This is a genomic window from Ralstonia sp. 25mfcol4.1, from assembly GCF_900104095.1.
In the GTDB taxonomy this organism is placed as follows: Bacteria; Pseudomonadota; Gammaproteobacteria; order Burkholderiales; family Burkholderiaceae; genus Cupriavidus.
This window is the reverse complement of record NZ_FNJO01000018.1, coordinates 12,878-38,310: the sequence shown is the minus strand read 5'-3', so window position 1 is coordinate 38,310 and position 25,433 is coordinate 12,878. Positions and strand designations below refer to the sequence as shown.

General features: G+C 62.4%; 31 protein-coding genes and 2 pseudogenes. 15 read left to right on the top strand and 18 right to left on the bottom strand.

Going from position 1 to position 25,433, the window contains the following annotated elements; translation table 11 throughout:
- Positions 1-261: 261 nt before the first annotated feature.
- Positions 262-492 carry a beta-propeller fold lactonase family protein gene (locus tag BLQ58_RS24815; RefSeq protein ID WP_092602833.1) on the bottom strand — a complete coding sequence of 77 codons (231 nt, stop codon included), beginning with the start codon at positions 490-492 and terminating at the stop codon, positions 262-264.
- Between the two features lie 20 nt (positions 493-512).
- On the opposite strand from BLQ58_RS24815, the pseudogene BLQ58_RS24810 reads away from it, so the two are divergent.
- Both BLQ58_RS24810 and BLQ58_RS24805 read left to right on the top strand, forming a co-directional pair.
- Positions 513-995 (top strand): annotated as a pseudogene (locus BLQ58_RS24810) (ChbG/HpnK family deacetylase); the annotation flags it as partial.
- Positions 992-1,978: a lysylphosphatidylglycerol synthase domain-containing protein gene (locus BLQ58_RS24805; protein WP_029051161.1), complete on the top strand. Its 987-nt coding sequence runs from the start codon at positions 992-994 to the stop codon at positions 1,976-1,978. The pseudogene BLQ58_RS24810 and the gene BLQ58_RS24805, both read left to right, overlap by 4 nt.
- 51 nt (positions 1,979-2,029) lie before the next feature.
- Here the strand turns inward: BLQ58_RS24805 and BLQ58_RS24800 are convergent.
- Positions 2,030-2,276 (bottom strand): annotated as a pseudogene (locus BLQ58_RS24800) (SRPBCC domain-containing protein); the annotation flags it as partial.
- A gap of 377 nt (positions 2,277-2,653) precedes the next feature.
- Here BLQ58_RS24800 and BLQ58_RS24790 point away from each other — a divergent pair.
- On the top strand, positions 2,654-3,097 hold the full coding sequence (locus BLQ58_RS24790; RefSeq protein ID WP_029051159.1) for a hypothetical protein: 444 nt from the start codon (positions 2,654-2,656) through the stop codon (positions 3,095-3,097).
- A gap of 301 nt (positions 3,098-3,398) precedes the next feature.
- On the opposite strand, the gene BLQ58_RS24785 is transcribed toward BLQ58_RS24790, so the two are convergent.
- Together BLQ58_RS24785 and BLQ58_RS24780 are read right to left on the bottom strand one after the other, a co-directional pair.
- Entirely contained in the window at positions 3,399-4,457 is a 1,059-nt protein-coding gene (locus tag BLQ58_RS24785; protein ID WP_049815895.1) for a bifunctional UDP-4-keto-pentose/UDP-xylose synthase, read from the bottom strand.
- A gap of 70 nt (positions 4,458-4,527) precedes the next feature.
- Entirely contained in the window at positions 4,528-6,300 is a 1,773-nt protein-coding gene (locus BLQ58_RS24780) for a glycosyltransferase family 39 protein (RefSeq protein ID WP_029051158.1), read from the bottom strand.
- Between the two features lie 286 nt (positions 6,301-6,586).
- Here BLQ58_RS24780 and BLQ58_RS28940 point away from each other — a divergent pair, with 286 nt between their 5' ends.
- Together BLQ58_RS28940 and BLQ58_RS24775 are read left to right on the top strand one after the other, a co-directional pair.
- Complete coding sequence (locus BLQ58_RS28940; RefSeq protein ID WP_139186164.1) at positions 6,587-6,922, top strand: hypothetical protein; 336 nt, start codon at positions 6,587-6,589, stop codon at positions 6,920-6,922.
- A gap of 342 nt (positions 6,923-7,264) precedes the next feature.
- A complete protein-coding gene (locus BLQ58_RS24775; protein ID WP_029051157.1) occupies positions 7,265-7,672 on the top strand; it encodes a hypothetical protein in 408 nt (135 codons plus the stop codon).
- Positions 7,673-8,092: 420 nt separating this feature from the next.
- Here the strand turns inward: BLQ58_RS24775 and BLQ58_RS24770 are convergent, their stop codons facing one another.
- Both BLQ58_RS24770 and BLQ58_RS24765 read right to left on the bottom strand, forming a co-directional pair.
- Positions 8,093-10,378 carry a heavy metal translocating P-type ATPase gene (locus tag BLQ58_RS24770; RefSeq protein WP_254776131.1) on the bottom strand — a complete coding sequence of 762 codons (2,286 nt, stop codon included), beginning with the start codon at positions 10,376-10,378 and terminating at the stop codon, positions 8,093-8,095.
- A 328-nt stretch (positions 10,379-10,706) separates the two neighbouring features.
- Positions 10,707-11,546: a universal stress protein gene (locus BLQ58_RS24765; protein WP_029051155.1), complete on the bottom strand. Its 840-nt coding sequence runs from the start codon at positions 11,544-11,546 to the stop codon at positions 10,707-10,709.
- 222 nt (positions 11,547-11,768) lie between these two features.
- Here BLQ58_RS24765 and BLQ58_RS24760 point away from each other — a divergent pair, with 222 nt between their 5' ends.
- The 3 genes from BLQ58_RS24760 (at position 11,769) to BLQ58_RS24750 (ending at position 13,925) form a co-directional block, all read left to right on the top strand.
- Positions 11,769-12,314 carry an Hsp20/alpha crystallin family protein gene (locus tag BLQ58_RS24760; RefSeq protein WP_029051154.1) on the top strand — a complete coding sequence of 182 codons (546 nt, stop codon included), beginning with the start codon at positions 11,769-11,771 and terminating at the stop codon, positions 12,312-12,314.
- Between the two features lie 145 nt (positions 12,315-12,459).
- The gene (locus BLQ58_RS24755) at positions 12,460-12,699 is read left to right on the top strand and encodes a hypothetical protein (protein WP_029051153.1); all 240 of its coding nucleotides are present in this window, start codon (positions 12,460-12,462) and stop codon (positions 12,697-12,699) included.
- A 107-nt stretch (positions 12,700-12,806) separates the two neighbouring features.
- On the top strand, positions 12,807-13,925 hold the full coding sequence (locus BLQ58_RS24750) for a PAS domain-containing sensor histidine kinase (protein ID WP_029051152.1): 1,119 nt from the start codon (positions 12,807-12,809) through the stop codon (positions 13,923-13,925).
- A gap of 3 nt (positions 13,926-13,928) precedes the next feature.
- Here BLQ58_RS24750 and BLQ58_RS24745 read toward each other — a convergent pair whose 3' ends face one another.
- Both BLQ58_RS24745 and BLQ58_RS24740 read right to left on the bottom strand, forming a co-directional pair.
- Positions 13,929-14,147 (bottom strand): YgaP family membrane protein, encoded by a 219-nt coding sequence (locus tag BLQ58_RS24745; protein WP_029051151.1) that lies wholly within the window; start codon positions 14,145-14,147, stop codon positions 13,929-13,931.
- Positions 14,148-14,328: 181 nt separating this feature from the next.
- On the bottom strand, positions 14,329-14,625 hold the full coding sequence (locus BLQ58_RS24740) for a hypothetical protein (protein ID WP_254776141.1): 297 nt from the start codon (positions 14,623-14,625) through the stop codon (positions 14,329-14,331).
- Positions 14,626-14,806: 181 nt separating this feature from the next.
- On the opposite strand from BLQ58_RS24740, the gene BLQ58_RS24735 reads away from it, so the two are divergent.
- From BLQ58_RS24735 to BLQ58_RS28935, 3 genes are all read left to right on the top strand, one after another.
- Positions 14,807-15,340, top strand: coding sequence for a flavodoxin family protein (locus tag BLQ58_RS24735; protein WP_092602874.1), 534 nt, complete (start codon positions 14,807-14,809; stop codon positions 15,338-15,340).
- A gap of 165 nt (positions 15,341-15,505) precedes the next feature.
- Positions 15,506-16,150: a BON domain-containing protein gene (locus BLQ58_RS24730; protein ID WP_092602829.1), complete on the top strand. Its 645-nt coding sequence runs from the start codon at positions 15,506-15,508 to the stop codon at positions 16,148-16,150.
- 5 nt (positions 16,151-16,155) lie between these two features.
- Positions 16,156-16,584, top strand: coding sequence for a hypothetical protein (locus BLQ58_RS28935; protein WP_139186163.1), 429 nt, complete (start codon positions 16,156-16,158; stop codon positions 16,582-16,584).
- 66 nt (positions 16,585-16,650) lie between these two features.
- Here BLQ58_RS28935 and BLQ58_RS24725 read toward each other — a convergent pair whose 3' ends face one another.
- From BLQ58_RS24725 to BLQ58_RS24690, 8 genes are all read right to left on the bottom strand, one after another.
- A complete protein-coding gene (locus tag BLQ58_RS24725) occupies positions 16,651-17,154 on the bottom strand; it encodes a universal stress protein (protein ID WP_092602827.1) in 504 nt (167 codons plus the stop codon).
- A 224-nt stretch (positions 17,155-17,378) separates the two neighbouring features.
- On the bottom strand, positions 17,379-17,954 hold the full coding sequence (locus tag BLQ58_RS24720) for a Spy/CpxP family protein refolding chaperone (RefSeq protein WP_139186162.1): 576 nt from the start codon (positions 17,952-17,954) through the stop codon (positions 17,379-17,381).
- Between the two features lie 8 nt (positions 17,955-17,962).
- Complete coding sequence (locus BLQ58_RS24715; protein WP_092602825.1) at positions 17,963-18,877, bottom strand: sulfurtransferase; 915 nt, start codon at positions 18,875-18,877, stop codon at positions 17,963-17,965.
- Positions 18,878-19,063: 186 nt separating this feature from the next.
- Entirely contained in the window at positions 19,064-19,495 is a 432-nt protein-coding gene (locus BLQ58_RS24710; protein ID WP_092602823.1) for a YeeE/YedE family protein, read from the bottom strand.
- Position 19,496: 1 nt separating this feature from the next.
- Positions 19,497-19,931: a YeeE/YedE family protein gene (locus tag BLQ58_RS24705; RefSeq protein ID WP_092602821.1), complete on the bottom strand. Its 435-nt coding sequence runs from the start codon at positions 19,929-19,931 to the stop codon at positions 19,497-19,499.
- Positions 19,932-20,129: 198 nt separating this feature from the next.
- Positions 20,130-20,573, bottom strand: coding sequence for a universal stress protein (locus BLQ58_RS24700; protein WP_092602819.1), 444 nt, complete (start codon positions 20,571-20,573; stop codon positions 20,130-20,132).
- Between the two features lie 251 nt (positions 20,574-20,824).
- Positions 20,825-21,169 carry a hypothetical protein gene (locus BLQ58_RS24695; RefSeq protein WP_092602817.1) on the bottom strand — a complete coding sequence of 115 codons (345 nt, stop codon included), beginning with the start codon at positions 21,167-21,169 and terminating at the stop codon, positions 20,825-20,827.
- 89 nt (positions 21,170-21,258) lie between these two features.
- On the bottom strand, positions 21,259-21,537 hold the full coding sequence (locus tag BLQ58_RS24690) for a DUF1488 family protein (RefSeq protein WP_092602815.1): 279 nt from the start codon (positions 21,535-21,537) through the stop codon (positions 21,259-21,261).
- Between the two features lie 298 nt (positions 21,538-21,835).
- On the opposite strand from BLQ58_RS24690, the gene BLQ58_RS24685 reads away from it, so the two are divergent.
- Complete coding sequence (locus BLQ58_RS24685; RefSeq protein ID WP_092602813.1) at positions 21,836-22,345, top strand: hypothetical protein; 510 nt, start codon at positions 21,836-21,838, stop codon at positions 22,343-22,345.
- Between the two features lie 177 nt (positions 22,346-22,522).
- On the opposite strand, the gene BLQ58_RS24680 is transcribed toward BLQ58_RS24685, so the two are convergent.
- Entirely contained in the window at positions 22,523-22,861 is a 339-nt protein-coding gene (locus BLQ58_RS24680; protein WP_175459995.1) for an ElaB/YgaM/YqjD family protein, read from the bottom strand.
- A 456-nt stretch (positions 22,862-23,317) separates the two neighbouring features.
- Here BLQ58_RS24680 and BLQ58_RS24675 point away from each other — a divergent pair, with 456 nt between their 5' ends.
- The 3 genes from BLQ58_RS24675 (at position 23,318) to BLQ58_RS24665 (ending at position 24,578) form a co-directional block, all read left to right on the top strand.
- Positions 23,318-23,542: a hypothetical protein gene (locus BLQ58_RS24675; protein WP_092602809.1), complete on the top strand. Its 225-nt coding sequence runs from the start codon at positions 23,318-23,320 to the stop codon at positions 23,540-23,542.
- Positions 23,543-23,796: 254 nt separating this feature from the next.
- Positions 23,797-24,303 (top strand): lecithin retinol acyltransferase family protein, encoded by a 507-nt coding sequence (locus tag BLQ58_RS24670; protein ID WP_254776130.1) that lies wholly within the window; start codon positions 23,797-23,799, stop codon positions 24,301-24,303.
- Positions 24,300-24,578 (top strand): hypothetical protein, encoded by a 279-nt coding sequence (locus BLQ58_RS24665; protein WP_092602805.1) that lies wholly within the window; start codon positions 24,300-24,302, stop codon positions 24,576-24,578. Before BLQ58_RS24670 ends, BLQ58_RS24665 begins: the two co-directional genes overlap by 4 nt.
- Positions 24,579-24,761: 183 nt before the next feature.
- On the opposite strand, the gene BLQ58_RS24660 is transcribed toward BLQ58_RS24665, so the two are convergent.
- Positions 24,762-25,193 carry an Hsp20/alpha crystallin family protein gene (locus tag BLQ58_RS24660; RefSeq protein WP_092602803.1) on the bottom strand — a complete coding sequence of 144 codons (432 nt, stop codon included), beginning with the start codon at positions 25,191-25,193 and terminating at the stop codon, positions 24,762-24,764.
- Positions 25,194-25,433 lie beyond the last annotated feature (240 nt).

Here is a 25,433-nt window from a genome sequence, read left to right as displayed (position 1 = left end):
CCAATCCCAAGCCCGTCGGCAATGACTCAGTTCGCCCGCAAAGCGGCCGGTCGATCGACATCACACCACGTAGCATTCATTTGTCTCCGCTCCCGGCTATCGTAGAAGCGCATCCCATGCGATAAAGCTGGCGGCCAAAGTTAGTATTAGCCCGGCCACAAGACTGTAGTACTTGACCCTATGCAGGGATCGAGATCCAGTACCCCCGGAGCGGAGGCGAGATGTTTTCATCTTCGTTTGTTTGGCTTGCCGGTCTACGAGTCACTGCCTAACGACGATGCAAACAGGGCTACCCGTTGGCATCACGTTTCCGCTTGCAATCAACTGGCCCGAATGCTCGTCGAACGTCAGCTCGGCAGTGCTGTCGCTACCTTCGTTGGCCACATACATCGACTTTCCAGTAGAGGACAAGGTGAAGAACCGATGGCCTTTCTCACCGGTCGGTGTCCAGCCAATAGGTTTCAGAAGACCGGATTCCGGCTCGACGGCCATTGTCACCACACTGTCGTGCCCGCGCCCAGTTCGACGCGTTCGCGCGTACCGGCCTGCCACTCGACCACGTGAACGCGCACAAGCACTTCCACCTGCATCCCACCGTGCTGGGGCTGATCCTGCGCATCGGGCACGACTATGGCCTGCGCGCCATGCGGCTGCCACGCGAGGCCCGTGGCCCGCTGTTCCTTCGCCCTTGGCTGGCCTTGCTGCACCGGCGGCTGGACCGCGCCGGCATTGCGCACAACGATTTCGTGCTCGGGCTGTCGTCCAGCGGGGCGATGGACGAATCCGCGCTGCTTGCCGCGCTCGATCGGCTGCCGGACGGCGTGGTGGAGATCTATTGCCATCCGGCTGTCAGCTCGGGCGCGCGGATCGGCGCGTCGATGACCGGTTATCGGCATGCCGACGAACTGGCGGCGCTGCTGTCGCCCCGGGTGCGCGCGGCGGCCGAACGCGTGGCCCCGCGGCGCGGCGGCTTTGCCGACCTGATCGCCGCATGAGGCTCAAACGCTTGGCGCTGGCGGGCGCGCTGGCGGGCTTGCTGATCCTCACCGCCGTGGTCACCCTGTCGGGCCTGGCCGAAGTGGGCGACATCCTGCGGCGCGCCGGCTGGCCATTGCTGTGGCTGGTGCCCATCCACCTGGCCGCGTTATGGCTCGATGCACGCGGATGGCGCACGCTGCTGGCGCCGGCCGATCCCGCGGCCCGGGCCGATACCAGTTTCCTGCTCTGGGTTGCCACCGTGCGCGAGGCCGTCACGCGGCTGCTCCCAAGCGCCGGCATCGGCGGCGAAATCGTCGGTATCCGCCTGACGTGGCGCCGCGTGCCCGACGGGAGTGCCGTCACGGCCAGCGTGGTGATTGAAGTCATGGTGACGATGTTCGCGCAATACCTGTTCGCGCTGGCCGGCGTGCTGCTGCTGGTCTCGACCACCCCGTTGACGGGCCACGGCATGCTGATTGCGATCGGGCTGCTGCTGTCGCTGCCGGTCCCGGCGCTGTTCGCCTGGGCGCTGCGGCACGGCGCATGGTTCACGCGGCTGGAAGGGGCGGCGCGCCGCATCCTGGGCCACGAGCACTGGCTGGCATCGCACATCGATGGCAAGCGGCTGGACGCGCAGATTCGCGCACTCTGTCGGCGCGCACGCGCGCTGTTCAGCACGCTGGCATGGCAACTGGCCGGGCTGTCCGTGGGCACGCTGGAAGTCTGGTGGGGCCTGTCACTGCTGGGCCATCCCCTGAACTTTGGCGCCGCGCTGGTCATCGAAGCCCTGACGCTGGCGGCGCGCCAGATCGTCTTTTTCATCCCCGCCGGCCTGGGCGTGCAGGAAGCCGTGCTCGTGGTGCTGGGCACCGGCCTGGGCATCGCGCCGCAGACCTCGCTGGCACTGGCCCTGGTCAAGCGCGCAAGGGAACTGGCGTTCGGCGTGCCCGCGCTGCTGTCGTGGCAGTGGGCCGAATGGCGCAGCCTGCGCAAGGCCTAGCGTTGCGCCCTGCTGCCCCACCCATTCACCGACGGCATCGAGCAGCAGCCGCTAGTCGTGTTCGCGCGAGCCGGCATCGTCATAGCCGTCGAGGAATGCGCCATGCTCGGTCAGCCTCAGTTGCGTGCCCTGCCCCACGGCTTTCAGCTCGAACACAGCCAGCGACACCGAGATCTTGCGGTCGCCCATGTGCATCTCGTAGCTGTACACCAGCCGCTCGGTCGGAATCATGTCGAAATACACCGCGTCGAACGTCGTTCTCCCATTTGCCGCGCAAATGCTCGAAGGCGCCAGGCCGTGCAGCGCAGGGGGCCTCCGCTGAAGCGTGTGCACGGTCCGCGCTGGCGGCCCAGGCGGGTGCCGAGGCTGTTGTGCCGTTGCATGTTGGACCTCACGGCGAATTTCGTCGCTTCCTACGCAGCCTGGTGGCAAGCCTGATCGATCGGGCGCTGGCATGCCGTCGGGTCGCCAAAACGCTCGCCGCCTCGCTGCAACTCGATTTGCCCAATGCCGCTCGGCGCTTACCAAGGTCACGCGCTTGCGGCTCAAGGCGCCGTCCTTGGCGACTTCGGTGCGACCGATGCGGCGCATAGCGTTGGACGCGCACGCTGAAGTCCGCGCAGCATTGCTCACAGCGCCAGGCTGGGATGGAGGAGATCCAGCCGCGTCATTTAGATGTGGCCGTTCCTGAACCATCAGGTTTTGGACGACGCCGGACCGGCGATCACGCGGCCGGTGACCTCGCAGAAACGGGTACGAATTGCCCGTGAGGGGCCGCGAATTGTCCTCGGGTTCGAGTGTGGTTTCGTCGAGGCGATGTTGCTCATCCGGTGCTCGATTCCAATCGTGCCGATGGACGGACAGCGGTTACCCAACGGCATGTGCTACGCCGGCAGTGGAAGCCTCAATCTCGAAGCCTATCTGGTGCAGGATGACCCGATGGCGGCGCTGGATAGCCTGCTTCGGCTGATTCGCGATGCCGGCGGCGTGCCGCAACTGGCGCCAGGGTTCCTGGAACACCCGGTATCGCTCCGAGACCGGGCAAACTGTGTGCCAAAGAGTGCACGTGTCGGCTGGTTCCTATTCATGGAATGCACTCTTTACACGCCGGTTCCGTGACGATCCTTTGTGGTTACAACGGACGTCAACACTGATGCGCGGGAAGTAATCACGAAAAATGCACCGTTGAAGGCGTCGCGATGCGTGATAGGGCATGCGCAAAGCTGAATCCCTCTTGACGCATTGGGCCACAGTGAGCGGGAATTATCTGCGTACTTCTGAGTATAGCTGTGTGCGTGAGTGAGAAGGGTCTCGCACGCCGGAGCGTCGATGCAAGAATGCAATCGTCCCCGCTCATCGAGCACGGGAATTCGCCGCAAGCGACGCCCACGTGCGCATGACGACTGGCTTAACGCCGCCTTCACTGTGTGTCGTTGACCAGCGTACGGGCGTCCACCACCTTGTCGCGGTAGGCCTCGAAGATGCGGCGCAGCGCCTGTTCCATCGTCACCTCGGGCTTCCAGCCCAGTTCGTCGATCGTGTTGTCGATCTTCGGCACGCGATGCTGCACGTCCTGGTAGCCCTTGCCGTAGAACTCGCCCGACGACGTCTCCACGATCTGCGTCTTGCGCGCTTCCTCGGCGTACTCCGGGTAATCGGCCGCCATCTTCAGCATCATCTCGGCCAGCTCGCGCACCGAGTGGATGTTCTTCGGGTTGCCGATGTTGAAGATCTTGCCGCTGGCCACGCCATCCTTGTTCTCGATGATCTGCATCAGCGCCGAGATGCCGTCCGAGATATCGGCAAAGGCCCGCTTCTGCGCGCCGCCATCGACCAGCTTGATCGGCTCGCCGCGCACGATATGGCCAAGGAACTGCGTCACCACGCGCGACGACCCTTCCTTCGATTCGAAGATCGAGTCCAGCCCCGCGCCGATCCAGTTGAACGGGCGGAACAGCGTGTAGTTCAGGCCCTGCTCCATGCCGTAGGCGTGGATCACGCGGTCCATCAGCTGCTTGGAGCAGGCGTAGATCCAGCGCGGCTTGTTGATCGGGCCGTAGATCAGCGGCGAGGCCTCGGGGTCGAATTCCTCGTCGGCGCACATGCCGTAGACCTCGGAGGTCGACGGGAACACCAGGTGCTTGCCGTACTTCACGGCGCTGCGCACGATCGGCAGGTTGGCCTCGAAGTCCAGCTCGAACACGCGCAGCGGGTTGCGCACGTACGTGGCCGGCGTGGCGATGGCCACCAGCGGCAGGATCACGTCGCACTTGCGGATGTTGTACTCCACCCACTCCTTGTTGATGGTGATGTCACCCTCGGAGAAGTGCATGCGCGGATGGTTCACCAGGTCGCCCAGGCGGTCCGACGACATGTCCATGCCGTAGACCTCCCACTGCGTGGTTTCCAGGATGCGGCGCGTCAGGTGGTGGCCGATGAAGCCGTTGACGCCAAGAATCAGGACTCGCTTTTGGTGCATGGATCGGGAATCTTTCAAAACGAAAAAGGGCCGCGCGGTGTCGGCCAAAACGGGTAGTTCGAAGGTCGGTCTAGCGCGCCTGTGGCGGCGGCTCAGCCGGGACGTTGGTCACCACCACACGGCGCCAGTCGCGCGCCACGACGTAGAGTGGAAGGCGTGGCGACAGTTCCCTGTAGGTCTGGGACGACATGACCGCCATCGCGGGCTCGCCCTGCTTCCAGACCGTTGCGAAGGCCGCCATGTCGGGCACCCATCGCTGCGGTTCCACCGTGGTGCCGAATGTCAGCTCGTCCGCCGCCCCCACCATCGTCAGCGGATGGCCCAGGTAGAACGGCAGTGTGTGATCCAGCATGTTGACGCCGTACAGCTTCATGCCCGGCGTCAGCCGCTGGTGGATCTGCGGCACCAGGTCGGCGCCCGATGCCGGGCCGCCCACCGTCTCGTGGCCGAGCAGTGCGGCGGTGAATCCCATGTACATGCCCAGGGCGTAGACGGCCACGCTGGGCAGCACGCCACGACGCTGCAGCAGCATGCGTGCGGCAAGGATGGCCAGCAGCATCACCACGAAGGCCACGGCGACCCAGACGGCATAGGCGCGGTAGAACGCATTGGGCGTGTGGTTGGCATTGAGCGTGGCCACGATCGGGCTGGCCAGCAAGCCGCAGATCGCAACGATGGCCATGGCCCGCAGCTGGCGGCCCCAGGCCCGCGCATCCATGCGGTCGAGCGCCACGCCGGCCAGGATGCCCAGCGCCGGGAATACCGGCACGATGTAGCCGGGCAGCTTCGAGCGCGACAGACTGAAGAACACGAAGATGGCGATGGCCCAGATGCCGGCCATCAGCGCCGGACGGAAGCGCGCGCGCGTGGTGGCATCCTCGGCCGGGGCCGCGCTGCGCATGGCTGTCCAGAGCCGGGGGAACAGGCCCGCCCAGGGCAGGAAGCCCGCCAGTACCAGCGGCACGAAGTACACGATCGGGCCGCCGCGCGAATGCACGCCGGACGTGTATCGCTGCCAGTGTTCGTGGATAAAGAAGAAGTTCAGGAACTCGGGATTGCGCTCGGACACCAGGTAGAACCACGGCATGGCGACGACCAGCATCGTCACCGCGCCAGCGCTCAGGTGCAGCCTGCGCCACAATCCCCAATCGCGCGTGACCAGCGTATAGACCACCAGCACCAGGCCGGGCAACGCGATGCCCACCAGCCCCTTGGTCAGGATGGCCACGCCCATCGCCGCCCAGCACGCGACCATCCACCGCAGCCGGCTTGCTGGCGAGGCGCCCGGGTGCTGGGCCACCAGCATGCAGGCCAGGATGCACGACATCACGCCCGCCAGCGTCATGTCGAGCGTGTTGAAATGCGCGGCCACGCTCCACATCGGCGCGGCCAGCAGCGCCAGCCCGGCAAACGCGGCGGCACGCGGGCCGAACCAGCGCCAGGTGGCCAGCATCGACATGCCGATACCCAGCAGGCCGGCCAGCGCCACGGTCAGGCGTGCTTGCCATTCGCCCACGCCGAACAGCGCGTAGGTCACGGCGGTTGCCCACATGTGGAATGGCGGCTTTTCGAAATACTTCAGCGCGTTGTAGCGGATCGTGACCCAGTCGCCCGTGGCCAGCATCTCGCGCGAGATTTCCGCGTAGCGCCCTTCGTCGGGCCCCACCAGGTGCCGCAGGCCCAGCGTCCCGAACCACACCAGCAGCGCCACGGCCACGAACAACGCCGCCCAGCCCATCACAGCAGACGATCGCCAGGCGCTCGCACCGGTAGGCGACGAAAACGGATGGTCGTGGTCAGCCGCGTCTCTGTTGATGCGTTCCTGGTTGGTGGACTGGTGCATGTCGGGTATGGAGAGGGCCGTCGAAATTGCGTTATGCCGCCCGGAACACGCGGCCGTGCCCGGGCGAAACCGAACGCGCAGATTAGGGAAAAGATCTTAATCTTAGATTAATCCCTCGCGCCATCGCCTTCGACGAAGGTACCTGCATCCCTCCCGTTCCCATGAGATCACGACTTAAGAACTCTTAAGAGGGACGAAATGGAGGCCGAAATGGCTGCGCCTCTGGAGGGATCAATTATCACGATGGGCCACCCTTCGCCACACCCATCGCATACAGAGATACAACATGAAGATCGCCCAGGGCAAGCCGCCAAACAATAAACGTCAGCTTTTCCACGACAGCCCAGCCGATGCTCTTGATCGCGCCCATACCCACACACCCCTCGGAACGCCCGCACCCATCGTATATAGGAGCTTACGAGGGCATCGAGTGTTATGGCACGCAGACACGCCGCCGCTTACGCTGACGTCCCGCCGCACCCGTCAACAGCTTGGTGAGATTCGCAAGACGATGAGCCCCGGGAAAAAGCGATTCAAAGGCGCGGTCATTTTGCCCATAGCGGCCTGGCGATGCAGCACATTACTGCTGCGATCGAAGAGCCTCGTCATAATTCAAATCTGAGATAAATTGCACCTGCCGTCGGCCGTGTCAGAGGAAGAGCTTGGGGGGTCTCGAAGAGTCGCTGTTAGGGCGCTTCGGCAGGCGCTTTGCAGTGCGGTCTGCATCGCGCATACCATAGTTCTCCATTCGCCCCATCCCTCTTTTCGAGGGGATTGGCATAGGAATGTGGCCGCCGATAATGCCTCATGGCACGCGACGAGCGTACATTCCACGGGCACACATTCGAATTACATACATTGCCCGGTTGAGAAGGGTCAAGTACTGACGCACCATACGTGGTTCGATTCTCGAACGGCGTTTGCTCGTATCGGGCGCGTCTAAGCCAGCAATTCGTTGAGGCCGATGGAGCCGCGCACCTCATATAGCAACGCCGGTAGTTTTACGATTCCGTTTCCATTTCCGAAGCCATACGACTCGGGCCTGTGCTACTACGTGCTAGCTCCAAAAAATTCAGCTTCGTTCGGCTTTGCCCGTCAGCCCAACCTACATATCGAGCGTATCGAAGCGGCCCTGGCAGCGCTTCCAGAGACTGATGTGAAGTTCTTTCGCGAACTAGCCAAGGCGTTCCTGTGCTATGGAAAGCTTGCTGCGATCTTTCGTATCTTCATCGGATACCACAATGGAAGCCCGCAGGTGGAGGCATCATCGATCCGCTATTACGATGTGGACAATCCTGACGGCGGAGCACAAGAGACCATGCTCTCTCTCGACTGGGCCGGTTTCAACCGACGTTTGGTCGGCTTGACGTGATGGACGCGGGGTCAGAAATAAATCAAAAAGGAGTCATCCATGGTGTAGCGCCCTGGATGTCTCACATGGGTCGGCTACGGAAGTCCGGACCCGCATCGAGTCCTGGTGGCCGGGCGACTTCCGGATTCGGCCAGAAGGCGACATTGCCATCGCATACTGCGGCCGGCCGTTTCGAGCACAAAACCCGCCATTTCTCTCGTTTTAACACGAGCGAAAAACCACGTCGCAGACGACGTGTTGGCGAAGATCACTATTAGGTGACTTTCCGGTTCGAAAAAACTTGCCAGTCTTCACGTGCCTCTCCGCCAAGGACTCACAGCCTTAGCACTCGGCTTGTTCGCCCCGGAGCGGTCACCACACTTCAGGATGCCGTGTTGTCGTGCGCATTCCGGTATCCGGCGCGGTGCGCCCAGCGGGGTCTCATGCCCGCTTTGGCTCAATTTTCTCGAGTGCGTGATACAGCTCGTCTTCCTGCGCGCAATGCAGTCGGACAACCGCTTCAAGGGCGTACAACGAGCGCTGTATGTGATGCACGGCCTCACTGCTCGGACCATGGGGCGGCAACGCAGCGATGGCCTTGTCCAGCCCCGATGTCAGTCGAAATATCTCGCGGTGCATGCCACTCATCGCTGCCATCGGGTCCTCGCCGCCGAGCAACTGCGCGACACCCGGGTAGAGGTGAAGATCGTCCTTGCGTTCGTGCGGCACCAGCACCTCGCTCAGAGACCGGTTCAGCGCGCGCAACTCGGAGCGCGCCGTCTCGCCACTCAACGTCGGTAAGGTGTCGGCCACTACGCGAATCCTGTCCATGATCGGTTCCAGCAACACATGCTCCGCCCTCAGATGGCCCACAACTTCGGGGGCCAATGTCGCTTTTCGCTCCTGGCGCGCGGGTACTGCGGCGCGTAGGGCCATCAGGATGGCCAACACATCGATCGCCTCCTGAAGAATCGCGCCTTCCAGCGGCGGCAACACACCAAGGCCCGCCGCGACCATCGCGCCCACGGAAAGCACCATGCCCAATATTGCGCTCTGCTTGGCGAGCCGCAGCGTGCGGCGTGCGATCCGCACCCCGTCAGCCAGATGATCCAGGCGGTCCACTAGGAGCACCACGTCCGCCACCTCCGAAGCCGAGGCCGCGCCGCGAGCGCCCATCGCGACGCCAACATCAGCGGCGGCCAGGGCAGGCGCATCGTTGACACCGTCTCCCACCATAATGACCAGCCCATCCTGCCGGGCGGCCCGAATCCGCTCGAGTTTCTGGGTCGGCGATTGTGTCGCATAGACCTCCTCAACACCTAGCATTGCCCCCAGGGCTTCCGCCAGATCCTGCCGGTCCCCTGTCAGCATGGCCTGTCGCGCAAATCCCTCGCGCCGCAAAAGCCGCAATGCACGAGGGGTCTCAGCCCGTATAGCATCCGCCAGTGCCAGGATGCCAACCAGTTGACCATCGACGGCCACGAACACCGCCGACATGCCGCCCATGCGGATACGCTGGTCTATCGCGCCGGCCCAGAGCGGCAGACTGGCATCACCGACCACATAGGCGCTGGAACCCATCCTGACCAAACGACCGTCGACAATCCCCTCGACACCTGCGCCCGCCTGCTCTTTCACACCCGCTGGCGTGGCAAGCGCCATGCCACGCTCGCGCGCGGTCGTCATCAGCGCATCGGAGATAACATGCGACGATCCCTGACCTAGCGATGCAGCAAGGCCCAGCAGCGTCTCGGTCGACTCGCCCGGCGCGCTAGCCATCTCGGCAAGCCGCGCCGCACCGCGGGTAAGTGTGCCGGTCTTGTCGAAGAACAGGATGCTGGCGCGCGCCAGGCGTTCCATCGCGCCGCCGCCCTTCACCAGTACACCGTGGCTTGCGCAACGCGACAATCCGGACACCACGGCAACCGGTACACCCAGAATCAGCGGACACGGCGTGGCCACGACCAGTACCGCCAGCACGCGCAAGGCGTCTCCGCTCCATAGCCAACTGGCACCCGCGACGGCCAGCGCCACAACGATGAAGAACAAGGCATAACGATCGGCCAGGCGCGTCAGCGGGCTGCGTTCGGCCTGTGCCGCCGCGACCATACGCAGAATTCCGGCAAACATACTCTCCGACGCCGTGGCACGCGCAACCATTTCCAGCACGGACCCGGCGTTCAGCACACCGCTGCAAACGGCTTCCCCAGCAGCCCGCCGCTGGATTGTGGCCTCTCCCGTCAGGGCAGATTCATCAAGATCGCCAGCGCAGGCCAACACACCGTCGACGGGCAGCACCTCGCCATGCCGCACCAGAAGCCGATCGCCTGGGCGAACCTCATTCACGCCCACGGACACCCAGTTGCCTTGTTCCTGTCGGATAGCCTGGCGAGGAGCATGCCGGAGCAATGCGGTCATCTCGCGTTGCGCCCGGAACTGCGCGTAGTCTTCCAGCGCACGGCCACTGGCCAGCATCAGCGAGATAACGGCCGCCACGAGGAATTCGCCGAGGCTCAGCGCAACGACCACCGACGCCAGGGCCAGCAGATCCACACCGGTTTCCTTGCGAAACACGGCCTTGGCGCTCGTGACGGTGAGCGCGATGACGTTGGGCAACGTCCCGAGCAGCCAGACGCCGTCGGCGACGGTATCCCCGAACCACGCCCGCGCGACAAATCCACCCGCAAGCGTGACGGCCGAAAACACTGTTCCGGCGCTATTGACCATTCTGGCACCCGACATCCTGATCGTGCCCCCAGTACATGACAGCTCGCGCCTTCCTCAGCGCACACCATGCCTGGCTCACGCGCTAACAGCGACGGCCGGACGTTTTCCCTCTTCAAGATACATGGTGCGTGCCAACGTGCCAACGTGCCAACGATTGTGTCTGCCATCCGCATCATGAGATTTACGCTACGAATCATTCGCATTTCGTCTTACACCTTCGCGGGACTTGCGGATCAACTGGACTGGCCTCCGTGCACATAATCTGAAATAGATCATGCGCTGGCTGCGCGCCGCCAGCCGGCCGTCCACGAGGGCTGCGCACGGCGTGCTAGTGTGACAACAAGACCGGCGTCGTCATCGTGCGCAGCAGGGTCCGAGTGGCGCCGCCAAGCACGACTTCACGCATTCTCGCGTGACCATACGCGCCCATTACAAGCAGATCCGCATCCGAATCCGCAAGGCGGGACAGCAGCAGTTCGCCTGCCTCGGCATCGTTGTCCAGCATCGACTCCGAAAGGGTTGCATGAATGCCATGATCATGCAGCCACGCGACGGCATACTGGCCTGGCGAGCACCACGGATCTTCCCAACGATCCGGCGCCACGCATTGGACGATCTCGACGGAAGTGGCGCGCGCCAGAATCGGCAGGGCGTCGCGAATGGCACGCGCCGCCTCGCCCCTGCCATTCCACGCCACCACCACCCGCTGCCCTATCGTTGGGAACGACCCCGTGTGCGGCACCACCAGGACTGGACGTCCGCAGCGCAGGATGATCTCGTCGACCGCCTGGTGATCGCCAGACGCCATCCGGTCGGTGGGATCGGTCTGTCCCAATACGATCAAGTCGGCCAGCCGAGACGCCACAAGAACGGCCGACTGACTGCCCGACTCCGATTCACGCCATTCCGTCGTAATACCTACTCCGGAAGTCGCGCCCTCAAACGCAGTCCTTGCCGCCCTGCACGCCTGATCGTGCCAGGTGTTGAAAGACGCGAGATAGCGATCGCCATCTATCAAGCCCCGAATGTCATTGGGATCGGGCCGGGCGGTAGCGAACAAGCCAATGAGCCGTGCCCCATTGGCCAGAGCCAGTTGCGTGGAAAGGTGCACACGTTGATGCAGGTGTCGGGTGCCATCCAGGTGTACGAGGATCGTGGCGAAGTCCATGACGAAACACTCCTTCCAGGCTCCAGGCCTGCTGCCCGCACTGTATATGCCGGCAACCGCCACCACTTGCGATACGTCAAGCCAACACGTTCAGTGCCCGCAAAGCCTCGCACGACGAGGCCCTGCATCCGAGGGCAGCGGGCCATTGATCTTTATCAACGGGACGGGATGCACACCACCTAGCATGACATCGCCTTTCCCAATTTTTTAGGAGACGATGAAATGGGCGAAACAGAGAGCAAATTGCCTGTCACAAAGGACCAACAGGAAATGATGCAGCCCTGGATGCCGCACGCGTGGCACCCGTTGGAAGGACTGCGTCGCGAGGTTGATCGTCTGTTCCAGAACTTCGATCGAGACTTCAAGCTGACCTCGTTCCCCCGGCTGACGCAGGGCCTCGCGTCAGCCATGCCCGACATGGGGTCGATGTTCTCGGCTGGTCCCGCCGTCGATTTCGTAGAAACCGACAAGGGCTACGAAATCACGATGGAATTGCCGGGCCTTGATGAGAAGAGCATCGAAGTGAAGTTGTCAAACGGAGGGCTCGTCGTCAAAGGGGAGAAGCGTGTCGAGAGGGAGGAAAAAAACAAGGACTATTTCCTCCATGAGCGCCACTACGGCTCCTTCGAGCGCGCATTCCGCATGCCCGAGGGCGTCGACGTCGAGCAAATTGACGCGGCGTTCAAGAACGGCGTATTGACGGTGACCCTGCCGAAGACGGCCGAAGCCCAGAAGCCGGAGAAGAAGATCGCAATCAAGTCCGTATAACGCTTCTTGTTCGGGCCGGGCGCCACTTCTGCCAACGACGCCCGCCTTCTGGTGACAGACAGTTGTTCTGTCCCAGCGCATCGCGCGTCGTTCGTGCTGACGGCGGCGAAAAGCGATTTACCCATGCCAAATAACGGGGGATCCCATGATTAAGCATCAAGCTACCGCAGAACAAATCCGTCGCGAGATACTGCGTCGGCTGCAAGATAATGCCGATCTCGGGGAGACATGCTGGGGATGCCAGATTCCTCTTCCCAAGCGGACAATGACGGCCGGACAAGCCTGCAACTGGGCGATCGATGCCTTCCCCGGCGTCAATGCGCCCTGCCTTGCACTGGTCGAGGCCGTCACGCGCGAAGTCATGCGGGAATACGATCTCGAATAGCGGAAATCGGTCCAAAACCGTTTTTATTTGCTTTCCAACGCCCCCTTGCATACGCGGGCAGCCGTGCATATAACGAGTTACACCGGAATTCCCACTGGAGGCGTACCGTGGCATCTGTCGGCTTGGCGTGGCAAGGGGCCGCCAACTTCAGTGACATCGAGATCGATCACAGATATCGATTGCTGGTCGAAGCCGTCAGTGATTATGCGATTTTCATGCTCGACGCCAGCGGACATGTGACGAGTTGGAACCTCGGCGCCCAAAGAATCAAGGGATTTACCCCCGACGAGATCATCGGCCGACATTTCTCGGTCTTCTATACGAAGGAAGACCTGGCTGCTGGAAAACCGGAGCAGTTGCTGCGCACCGCGGCAACCACGGGACGCGCACAGGACGAGGGGTGGCGCATTCGAAAGGATAGCAGCCAGTTTTGGGCCGACGTTACCATCACCGCCGTGCACAAGGACGACGGGACACTTCTGGGCTACGCCAAGGTCACGCAGGACCTCACTGCCCGGCGCAGGCTATGGGAGTTGGAAGGCTCCGCTTCCACCGCGGCATTAGTGCAACACGCCAGGGAGAACGAGCAAAAGCGAATCGCCCGGGAACTCCATGACGACCTGGGTCAGCAAATCGTTGCCATGCAAATGACGCTATCGCTGCTCAAGGCCGACATGTCATCGGCTAGTACCAACCGCGCCGGCGCCGCTCATGCCGAAACGCTCGACGAGATCAACCATCGGCTTGAAAACATGGCTTCCGCCGTGCGCAGGATCGCGGCGAATCTGCGACCCGCCCTCCTCGACGATCTCGGTCTGGATGCGGCAATCGACTGGATCGCGCATGAGGTGGAGCATCGTCACGGTCTACGGGTGCAATGCCAAATCGACGAGACGATCGGAATGGTGGACGAGCGGGCCGCCATCACCCTTTACCGGGTCGCGCAGGAAGCCCTGACCAATACCGTGAAACATGCGCACGCGGGCCACGTGGTTGTAGACCTTTCCACGAATGCCCAAGGCTACCAGCTCAAAATCCAGGATGACGGTGTAGGCTTCGCGCCGGAAGTGGCGCCGAGGCAAGACGCGTTCGGTTTGCTCGGCATGCGGGAACGTATTCTGCAACGCGGCGGCAGCCTCCAGATCGAAAGCCCCCCTGGCGCGGGAGTCTGCATCGTCGCCAGCCTGCCATTCTCCGCTCCGGAGGAAGCCGTACCGGCACGCTAGGTTTCAGTCGTGTTGACCTCCGTGGGAGGTACCGCCACGGCGGGCACAGGTGGTCCACCCGAACACGCGGTAGAGCGGACAAAAGCCGATGAGTCCCGTCAGTAGCGGGACAAGGCCAACCCAACCCCACGGGCCAATGATTCCACCCAGGGCGAATACGACCAGCGCGATGCCAACCGCCAGGCGCAGGGCGCGATCCACGCTGCCTTCGTTTCGTTCCATGACGTCTCCGTGACCACTACACAATCTTCACACCAGACGTGGCGCGAAGCTCGATCTTGAAAGGATGACTTACAGCGCCGCGCGTCAGATCGATCCGGCGCAATCGCCGTTGCGGAGAAAGGCAAGCAAGATGCCGTGGCGACATGCCTTTGCCTGCCCGATCGCGCCCGTCGATGCACGCCTACTTGCTCTGTCCTTCCGAATACGGATCGAACTTCCCGGATCTCGCCACATCATCCGGTTGCGGGCGCTCGTCAGGAAATTTCTTCGCGCCGGAAGACGCCGTCTTCTCACGTACGCCGTCAGTGTAGGGATCGAACTTCCCGGAGCGTTGTGTCGATGACTTCTTGGCTTCCTTCGACGGTGCTGCCTTGCCCGTTGCCGCATGTGCCCCGCCATAAAGATCCCCACCATCGGTGTAGTTCTTCTGCGCATGCGCGGCGGATACGGCCAGCGAACCCATGACCACAGCAGCCATCGCACTCAGTGCAAGCTTTCGCATCATCGCAACTCCTTCACAAGAAAGTCTGTTCCTGCATTCAGCGTAGGAAACCTGACTGCCGGGACCTTGACGCATATCAAGCGAGGAGAATCCGAGAAACCTAGCCTTGGGTTGGGAAGACTTGTATCCCAATGATCCCAACTACCGGTCACGCGCCATGAACGACATTGCTGTGATTTTCTACTCTCGTAGCGGTACCACGCGACTGGTTGCCCAAATGCTCGCCGATCGTCTGGACTGCCCCCTATTTGAAGTCGAGGACACAGTCAGTCGCGCTGGCTTCCGGGGTGACCTCCGATGCGTCATAGACAACCTTCTGCGTCGGCACGTGCCCTATCGCTACGCCGGCCCACCCTTGTCCGAGTATGCAAACCTGGTCTTTATGGCGCCCGTCTGGGTCGGTCATCTCGCCGCACCGATGCGCAGCTTCCTGAGGGATCAGCGCCCGTTCAGGCGTGGCGTGGCGGCCGCCGCCGTCATGGCCGCACGCGGCGGGTTCCGCGCTGCCGAGGAGATTGCCGAGGCACTGGGTCGTACTCCGCACCCCGTGATGGTGTTGTTGCAGCGTGATGTCATCAGCGGCGACGCACGCCCCGACATCGACGCGTTTGCAACGGCGCTGATTTCCCAGCCGACAACCGATCCCGGCGCCTCTCCGCGCCCTGCATGGCTGTCGCCGAACGAAGCCTAGCCTGCATGCCACCGCGGGCGGGCCGGCAGTACTGAGCAAGCTGCTGCCTTCCCGTCGCCGATGGGCTGATTTGTGCCACGTCAAGGGCCAGATGCCAGGGTCTTCTAGATTGCAGCATGCAGGGCCATCCTTCGATGGCCAGCATGACCGAGGCAGGAGGATGGAATGAAAACTGACATGGAACTCAAGCAGCTTATCGATGAGGAGCTCGACTGGGATCCCCGCGTAGCCGCCGCCGGTATCGGCGTCGAAGTGCACCAGGGAGTCGTGACCCTCTCCGGCCACGTTGGTACGTACTCGGAAAAGATTGCCGCGGAAACCGCCGCCGAGCGCATAAGCGGTGTCAAAGGTGTCGTGGTCAAACTTGAGGTGACGCCGAAGTCGACGCTGGGCGACGAAGCTGTCGCGCTGGCCGCGCGTAATGCGTTGCAATGGTATGTGCATGTGCCGGCCGACAATCTGCACGTGGAAATCGAAAAGGGCTGGATTACGCTCCGTGGCACCGTCCAATGGGGCTTTCAGCGCCGTGCGGCGGAAAACGCGGTCATCCATATCCGCGGCGTAGTTGGCGTATCGAACCTGATCCGTGTCGTGCCGAAGATCGTGCCCGAGGCAATTGAAGGAAAGATCGAATCTGCGCTTCGGCGTCGTGCGGAACGTGAAGCCCATCACATCTCCATCAAGGCAAACGCCGGCGTCGTCACACTGGAAGGAACCGTCGACTCGCTGGCCGAGCGCCGAGCCGCTGCCGGCGCCGCATGGTCCGCACCGGGCGTTTCCGATGTGGTAAACAACCTACGCATCCGATAGCCGACATGGCCTACGTCAACACCCAACTCGAAGACCGAATGCGCGCGTGTGCCTGCCTGTTCTGGTTTGAATCCTATCTTGGCGCGCCCGAGTTTCCTGCGTCAGATGGCTTGATTCCGTTGGATCCTGTGCTGCGTCAGCGATACATCGACTATCAGGATCGCTGCCACCGCCGGTGGCTTCAGCACGCGCTCAGCGTTGGAGGGAGCGTCAAAGCATTCGAGGCCGCCTGCATCGCCGTGCGCGCGTCTTGGTTCGGCCAGTGCGACCTACTGATGCGGGTTCGCGGATTGGCAAGCGCCATCTCCGAACCACAGCAGCCGGAACACCCTGCTGGGCCGCCACAGGCTACAGCCAGTCATGATTCGATCAACATCGATACCACGCGGAATCGGGATTCTCCGCCAGCGACACCAGTCACGCCACTAGCGTGACTGGTGCAAGAACGGGCCTGGCGCGGTCCAGATCGATCGGTCTCATTTGCAGCAGCAAACCGACGGTCATCGCGAGGCGTCCGCTAGCGCCTCGCCGGGAGAAATCTCATGCGTGTGCGTGCGCGGAACCTCCCTGACCAGAAGCACCGGCACTGCGGAGGCTCGCGCCAATGATTCGGCAACGCTCCCTAGAAATACGCGCTTCAGTCCGTGACGCCCGTGGGTGCCCACCACCACTACGTCGGCGTGGGATGTGTTGATCTGCTCCAGGATCTGCCCGGCAACATCACCCAGACAGATGATGTTATCGATCAATGTCGTCGTGCACTTTACGCCGGCCTGCTCGGCCGCGCCTGCAGCGTCGCGCAAGAGATTCTTACCGTACTCCAGCAGTTCCGGAGTGATATCCGCCCGGATTCCGTAACCGCTGTCGTACTGCAAGAACGAGTAGTCAATTACGTGCACGACTTCCAGTTGCGCGCGGCATGCCGCCGCAAGCCGGATCGCCTCAGTCAGCGCACGCAGGGCGCAGGCGCCGCCGTCAACAGCGACAAGAACATGGTGATACATCGACCGTCTCCCAATCCATTCGCCAGACAAGCTTTCCATCAGATGCAGCGCGTCGTCGGTGGTGCCGCACCATCGCTGGCAACGGCATCAACGAAGGTGATGGAGGTTTGCGTCGAGTTCCGCTGATGTCTGCGTGCAATCGCGGCGCATGCCCGGCAGACCACGGGGTTGTAAAGCAGTGCTCGGTAGGCCCGGATGTTGGCGGGCTACGGACTCGGCGACACTTAGCGCCAATACCTGTGGAGGACGTCTTGCTGCTCCTTCGTCAGCACCGCCTCCATGCGCTTGTGTGCATCGACTGTCGAGTCATACATTTGGCTGCGCAGCTTGCCGATGGTCTTGTAGGCGTCGTCGATGGCGGCCTCGTCCGGCTTTTGCGCGCCGTAGAGGTCGCGCAGCCGCGCCTGCTGGTCCAGCATGGCGCCTACGGTAGTCAAATGCGCCTTACGCGTGTCGTCGGCGATGCGATTGATCTTCGCGCGTTGTTCGTCAGACAGGTTCATGCCCGGAATGCGCGCCCAGTGCTGCGCACCCATGCCCATCCCGTGGCCCTCACCATAGCCCCCCATCATGCCGGGACCCATCCCTCCCCCCATCATGCCTGGGCCCATGCCTCCCCCCATCATGTCGGGGCCCATGCCGTAACGGCCGTGCATCCCATAGCCGGGCCCACGCGTGCAGTCATTTGTGCCGCGCGCTGCGGGAGCTGGCGGCGCCGCCATCGCCACGATGGCAACTGACGTGAGACACAGGCCAACGGCCTGGCGGAAAGCGAACTTCGATGTGTAATACTTGGACATGGCGTCTCCTAGCTTTGGCAATTGCGGTCACCGACTGGCCGCCCGGCGCCGGCGCCGGCGCCCGCATAAGGCAACCCCGCTTCGATGGGCAAGGTCATGGCCCTCGACCACTCGTTCCACGATCCAAGGTAGAGGCGTATGTCCTGTATGCCGGCCTCTTCCAGAGCGACGAAGGTGTTCGACGCACGAGCGCCCTTGAAGCAGAACACGACAACGGGCGTATCGCGGCGAATTCCCGCCGTGGCGCATTCGGCCAGGATTTCCTCGGCCGACTTGAACCGCTTCCCCGTGGCAGACGGCTTAATCATGCGGTACCACTCGATCCAGACGGAATGCGGGATGCGGCCCTTGCGGGGGCAGAAGTCCTTGCCGTACGGCGAGGAACTCGCGCCGATCCACTCATCGACATCACACACGTCGAGCTTCACGTTGCGTGGGTCGTCGACGATGCGCTTCATTTCCGCCAGATCCACCAGCAGGCCGGTGTCGTCGTCCGTGGTGGGAAAGGTCGCGCAGGCAGGCGTGAAAACCTCGGTCGTACTCGGCAGGCCGGCCGCGCTCCACGCCTGGTAGCCACCATGCAGGACCTTGATCTTGTCGCGCGGATAACCGAGGTATCGGAGCAGGATATATCCCCGGCACGATTGACCGAACCCCGTGGCCATCGCCTGCTCATAGACGACGGCAGTTTCATTGCCTGACAAGCCCGCCTTGCCAAAGGCCGCCGCAAAGGTAGCGCGCAGCGCCCTGAGACCTTCCGGTGTGGTGGTCGCAAGATAGGTGAATATCTCGTGGATGTTCACCGCGCCGGGCAAATGCGCCTCAGCGTAGTGGGCCGCATCTCTCGTATCGATCCGCACAACCGCTTCCGAACGGATTGCTTCGTCCAGTTCGGCGGACGATATGAGTACGCTATCACGCATGGTGGTCCCTGTTCAGGAATGGGGTCGCGACTCGCGGACGGCCAGCATCGTCGTGGCCAGTGCGATGTAGGACTGGCTTGACGGCCAGTGCTTTGCGTAACGACCTGTCAGTTCCGATTCTGGGATAGCAGGCGGACCTGGGGTTGATTTGTGTCAACCCACGTTCGACCTACGATCAGCCCACGCTCAAGCGCGCGCCACACGCGATTTCGCCTGTTCGATAAGTTCGAACACCATCATCCCCGCCAGCATGGCTAGGACGAAACCGGCGGCCTTCGGATATCCTGCGCCCAGCGCCACCAATGCGGGCCCCGGGCAGAAGCCCGCCAGCCCCCAGCCGATGCCGAAGGTGGCACTGCCGAGGATCAGGCGCCATGTGATCGACGTGCTGGAGGGCCACTGCATCGGCAGTCCGAGCCACGAACGTGCACGGCGCCGGGCGACCAGAAATCCGAGTGCGGCCAGCGAGATCGCACCGATCATTACAAAAGCGAGCGAAGGGTCCCACACGCCGGCAAGGTCCAGGAAGCCCAGGACCTTGGCAGGGTTCGCCATGCCCGACACCATCAGGCCGAGCCCAAATACCAGCCCAGCTACCCACGCAGTGACCACGCCCATCTCAGGCTCCCTGCAAATGACGTTGTACGAAGACGGTCAGGAAGCCCGCTGCCATGAAGGTGAGCGTGCCGGCAATCGACCGTACTGAACCGCGCGAGATTCCGCATACGCCATGCCCGCTGGTACATCCGCTTGCATATCGCGTGCCGATGCCCACGAGCAAGCCGGCCACCAGTACTTGGGGCCAGCCAGCCTCGATGCTGGCAACGGCAGGATGACCCGCAAGGCGGCCCAGCACCGGTGCGGCGAGCAGCCCCGCAAGGAAGGCAATGCGCCACGCCATGTCACGGCGAGGCACGCCCAGCAATCCGCCCAGGATGCCGCTGATGCCGGCGATGCGGCCGTTGAAGAGAATCAGCACGGCCGCCGCCAAGCCGATAAGGAGCCCGCCGCCGAGCGACAGCGATGGGGTGAAGTGTTCAAGATCCAGCGTCATGGGTTTTCCGATTCGATATTTCCTCCTGAACCGCGGCACATCGAGAGGCGCGAGCGGTTCCGGCAAGCGCAATCGGCTCGTGTCGACGACGGCCGGCCCAGGCCGCCAAGAATCTGCGGCTGCGTCGAATTACCGCTGCCCGATGTGCCCCGGCACAACCACGAACCGGCTTTACTGCCCGGCATCAGGCATGCCAGGTCATCGGCCGCGCGCGGCTTCACCCTTCACCAGAATGACGGGGCACGGCGCATGAGCGATGACACGGCCCGCCACGGAGCCGACGATGGCATCGAAGAATGCGCCCCGGCCGTGAGTACCCATCACAATCGCCGACGCATCGACGGAGCGTGCAAATTCGACGATGCGTTCTGGCGCGAATCCGGTCAGCGCGTGCTGCTCGAACGACACGCCGCCGAGGTTCAGGGTCTCGGCGGCCGACCGCAATGTCCGGCTGCTTTCGTCCGCGTGCCATGCTGCCAGGTCGGGGGCGCTGATGTATGACTTCACCTCGCCCGACACGTCCGGCATGCAATGGACCAGATGGACGATCAATGGTCCCTTCAGCAATTTTCCGGCGGCCACAAAGTGCGCCGCCGCATCGCTGTACGTTGACCCATCAGCGGCAAGTACGATGGATTGCATTACAGACTCCTTGAATCGAGGACGGCAGCACGCGCTTGTTCGCCGTACAGCACTGGAAAGGTCGCTAACGCGACACGGTGATTCCAAAACCGGTGTATCCGCCCTTGTTCTGACAAGGTAGGCGAACAATCCTCCATCGATTTGGGCTGGATCAAGGAAAAGGCCTTTGTCCTTCGCAGAGTCCATGGGAGCGGCGTGATTGCTATCATCGGATTATCGGCATGGCCAAGCGGGTGCACCCGCGACCCATTTCAAGGGACAACAGGGTCGTCTTTCATCCTAACCAACGAATGCCGGCGAAGGATGCCTTGTTTGTCAAAGGACAGTACCAGGCTGTACTTGGCGCTCCAAGCGGCTTCCCTGCGCCGCATCGGGACATAACCCTGATGGTTGTGGTCAAGCTGATAAGTCAGGATGCGGCCATCTTCCCACACCGCGCTCGGCTCGGCCAATTTCATGTACACGTCCTCCCGGGTTGTGACGCCGTCCTGCAGGAATGTCAGAAGGTGTGGATCGCCTGGAGGATAGCTCGCGCAAGCGGTGAGGATCGCCAATAGGATGACAATGGCACGGCGACGGGCCCAGATAGTTTTCATCGTCAATCATCTCTTCGCAAGACGCTCGGCTTGGCTCGCTTGTGGTTTACCGCAACTCTCGCAACGTTCAAGATCCCGCTGTCTCGCAGTTACATGCCAAATCGAAAATGCCCGCTGTGCAGCAAGATGCTGTGGGCGCCGGTCATCTCGAACAGGCCGCGGGCCATCGTCTCGATGGCCCTCTTGTGCTTCTGATAGGCCACGAACAGGTCTTCTGGCCGACATGATCGCGCACCGAAATGGTCCTCCAGAGCTTCGGCCGTAATGCCGTAGCACGCCGGCGCACCATCGACGCGCGCCTGGCACTGAAGGCTTGGGCCTGCGGAGCAGTAAGTCGGCAACATGCCTGAAAACTCGATTGCGCTCATGATGTGTTCGACGATACGTAGCCGTACCCAGAGATGTCACCTTCCCTAAACTAGGCGTTGACGCGATCGGTGATTTGATTCACCGCAAGGGCGCACGCATCGCGCCACGCCGCGTGTCAGTCGCGCCGCCTGTCCGGTAACAGGCCATATCGACGCCGTAACTCGCACCGTTGGTGACAGCTCGCCCTGCTCCCTGAGCATTGCATGGCAATCGCCTTGCGCTGTATCAACGCCCACCGCCCATGCGGACATAAAGTGAAGACCAACGCGGCAACGCAACCACAAAGCGGATTCGATCATGAGATTCCTCGGCAATCCCCGCTACTGGGTCAACGTCATGATCCTTGCTGCCTTCACCTCATCGGCCGGCACGGCTGGCGCCCAGGCGGATGCAAGCACGCCCAAGGCCACCCTGCAGCAGGGCGCCACCAGCATTCCGTACCTGTCGGGAGGCATCGGCGCCGACGATGTAGCTCGCATGCGCTCGCTCGCGCCGCAGTTCAATGTGCACCTGCGATTCCAGGATCAGTCGGATGGCGCGTCGCTTGCGGATGTCAAGGTACTGCTGCTCAATGCGCGACACGAACGCGTCCTGCGCGTGGTTAGCGAGGGGCCACTGCTGTATATGCGGGTGCCGCCCGGTCAATACTATCTGGCGGCGGTGTACCAGGGCATCATCCAGGAACACGCGCTGATCGTTGGCCGCAAACCAATAGATCTGACCATCTCGTTCACAATGAATAGCGAGGAAGGCACCTGGCAGTACTGCAAGCGTCAGGCCAACCTGTGCGAAGGCATCGCCCCTTAAGTGCGCGGCACATCGAGGATGACAGACGCGGCGAACATGGCGAACGAATTGGGCGGGCGGAATCGGCGCCAAACCAAACGCTGGCAGGGCCAGCCGCGTACGCGACGGCCTCAGCTCCAATACGAAGCATGAACCGGCCGCCTTCAGACAAGCAAGCCGTCGGCTTCGGTGAAGAGATTAGTGGCGTCGGCTGCCGGCCAATGTCGAAATGGCACCGATGGCGGCAGACAGCACGGCCACCGTGCCGATGCACTGCCATGGGTGCTCGTGCACATAAACGTCGGTGGCCTTTGCGAACTCGCGCGTACGCTGGCGCGCGCCTTCGCGCAGCACGCCCATGCGTTGGCGAAAGTCTTCCACGCGTCTTTTCATATCGGCATGGGCCACAGCCGAGCGGCCAGATGCATCGCTGGCAACCTCGCGCAACAACGCTTGCGCATCGGTAACCAGAGCGTTGAGATCATTGATCAGGGCATCCCGGTAGGCGGGAAGCGTGGCGTGCACATCGTCGTTCATTTGGCGTCTCCTTTGAGTCATGCATGGTTCGTTTGGCAATGCACGAAGCGTAGGCGACAAGGGTCACTAAGGCTTGGGATAGATCAAGGAACAACGCACTCGGCATCGCTCCGTGACGGGCCACTGTGCCGGTGTCATAGATCGCGCCCGCGTGCGGTACTAGACGATGAAATCAGACATGGATCCGCGAAGTCTGGTCAGCGATGCACTGGAATGGGGCCCGTCGTCATCGCACGCGCGATCGGCGAGTCTCCGACGCCGGGGGCCCTCGCCTACGTGTTGGGAAGCCTAGGATAGGACAGGGCGAGGCAAGTCACGTGGCATCGTCCATGCGCCCTCCAATTGATCGTTATCAAACAGCTATGGGTTTTAGCGCACTAACGATTTGACAGTGGCTATCTTCACTAAGCAAAAGACGAGACACACACAGTTGCCGCTGCCAAGGGGAGACATGCCATGTTGAGTGCCCATGAAATCGCCGCGTTGATGGTGCTGGGATCGCTGGGGTCGTGCCGCGATATCGATCCACGCGATCTCGCCGCGCTTGCCACCCGCCGCCTGATCGACATGGCCAACGCACCGGCCGCGTCTCCCACGGTGCACCTTACCCCTGCCGGCTACCAGATGCTGGGTGCTGTTCACCGCGCTTCGCGGGCGCGGTCTTTCCCGCGGATCGCGTAGCCATTGCGGCGCCGGCGAATGCAGGCGCGAGTCAGGAAATCCTGACAGCCGTGCCAAGAAATCTGACGCGCCGCACAGCCCCATTCCCACATCGCGCATGGCAATCGGGTGACGCGTTTGCCGGCATGCGCTGATAGGTACCAATATCCCGCATGACCAATACTCCAGCCACACCCCCGGCAACGCCGCGCGAAATTCCGTAGAGCAACAAGCCGCGCGTCCGTGCCCTCGGTGCCAACCGGCGGGAGATGGAAATGGACGATTTTGACATAGCGCCAGTGGCAACCAACCGCGCGCCGCAGACGCTGCGCGAAGGCACGCACCTTGTCACGCCGCGACGCTGGTATCGCCATCATGGCATCTACATCGGCAACGGGCAGGTGGTGCATTACGCGGGATTCAAGTCGCTGCTGCGTCGAGGCCCCGTGGAATGCACCACGCTCGACGCCTTCGCCGACAGCCACGGTTTCGAGGTCGTCACCGTGCAGCATGCGCGCTACAGCGGCGCCGACGTGGTGCGTCGCGCCACGTCGCGGCTGGACGAGGACGCCTATCACCTGCTACGCAACAACTGCGAGCATTTCTGCAACTGGTGCGTACATGGCACGCCCACGAGCACCCAGGTCAAACAATTGACACACGACCCGATTCGCACCCTACTGGCTGCCGCGTGCATGCTGCACGCGTGGATGTGGGCGCGCATGTACACCGGGCGCGGCGGCAACTTCCTTTCTAATCTTCCAGGAGAGGAAGCTTCATGAACACCGTCACTTACACCTATCGGGGCTTTCATGTCACCCTGCGTACCGATGCCGTTCACCCTGAGTTTCGTATTCTGGCTCCTGACGACGATATGGGCGTGAGCTTTACCGCGCGCTGGGACGCATTGGCGCCAACGGCATCCGAAGCCCAGCAGTGGCTGCAAGGTTTTGCGGCCGGCCTGATCGACTGCGAACTGGCCGGAGGCTTCGGCATCTTGCTCCAGCGCGACGCTCAGCCCAGGCAAGGACGCGGCAATTGTGTGGGGGCAGCCTGAAGCGCGGTGGTCTGACGCTACTTCGAGATACGCGCGCGCGGCCAGCGTCGCGCGGTTTCCCGCCTTCAGCGCGCCCGATCGACGACGATCAAGGCGTTCGCGCGACCGCTGCGTCCTGGACCGAGCCGGTCAGCGGAATGTGGATCGGAGCGGAGCGGAGCAACCAAGTTCATCAATTTTCATTCATTGCGTGGCCACTTCTGCCGAACGGATCTGGATACGCTTCTGCGGCGTGGCCTCCTTCTTGGGCAGCTCCAGCCGCAGAACGCCGTCGGTATAGGTGGCGTCCACCTTCGATTCGTCGATGTCGGCATCCAGCGTGAAAGCTCGGCGCATGGCGCCGCTGTAGCGCTCGTGGCGGATCACGCGTTCGCCGTCGCGCTGCTCGGTCGTACGCTCAACTTTGGCGGAAATCATGACCGTGCCGCGAGCGACGTTGATATCAATGTCCTCGCGTTTCACACCGGGCACCTCGGCGGTTACCGTGTAGCTGCCCTCTGACTCGGTCACATCGACTTTGAACACCATGCCGGGATCGGCGGTGCCGCGGAACGCGCGCAGCATGTCGCTGATTGGCTCGATGGAAAGCGGGTCGTAATGTCTGAGGCTGGTCATTATGGACTCCGTCATTCAGCTGCCGGCAAATCCGGCTGTCTTCAGCATGGCAGTCCATGGCGACCGGCCTTTGCGTCGCGTCAAGCGCTAGGGGGGCCGGTTTGCCAGACCTGCATTTGATGAGACAACAGCGCCGCGTCGTCTCGGCGAGGTATGTTGGGTGCCGATCGCAGCAAGGTACGGCGCGCGCGATAAGTGAACCATGAAGCATACGTACACCGATGAAGTGCGATATATGTG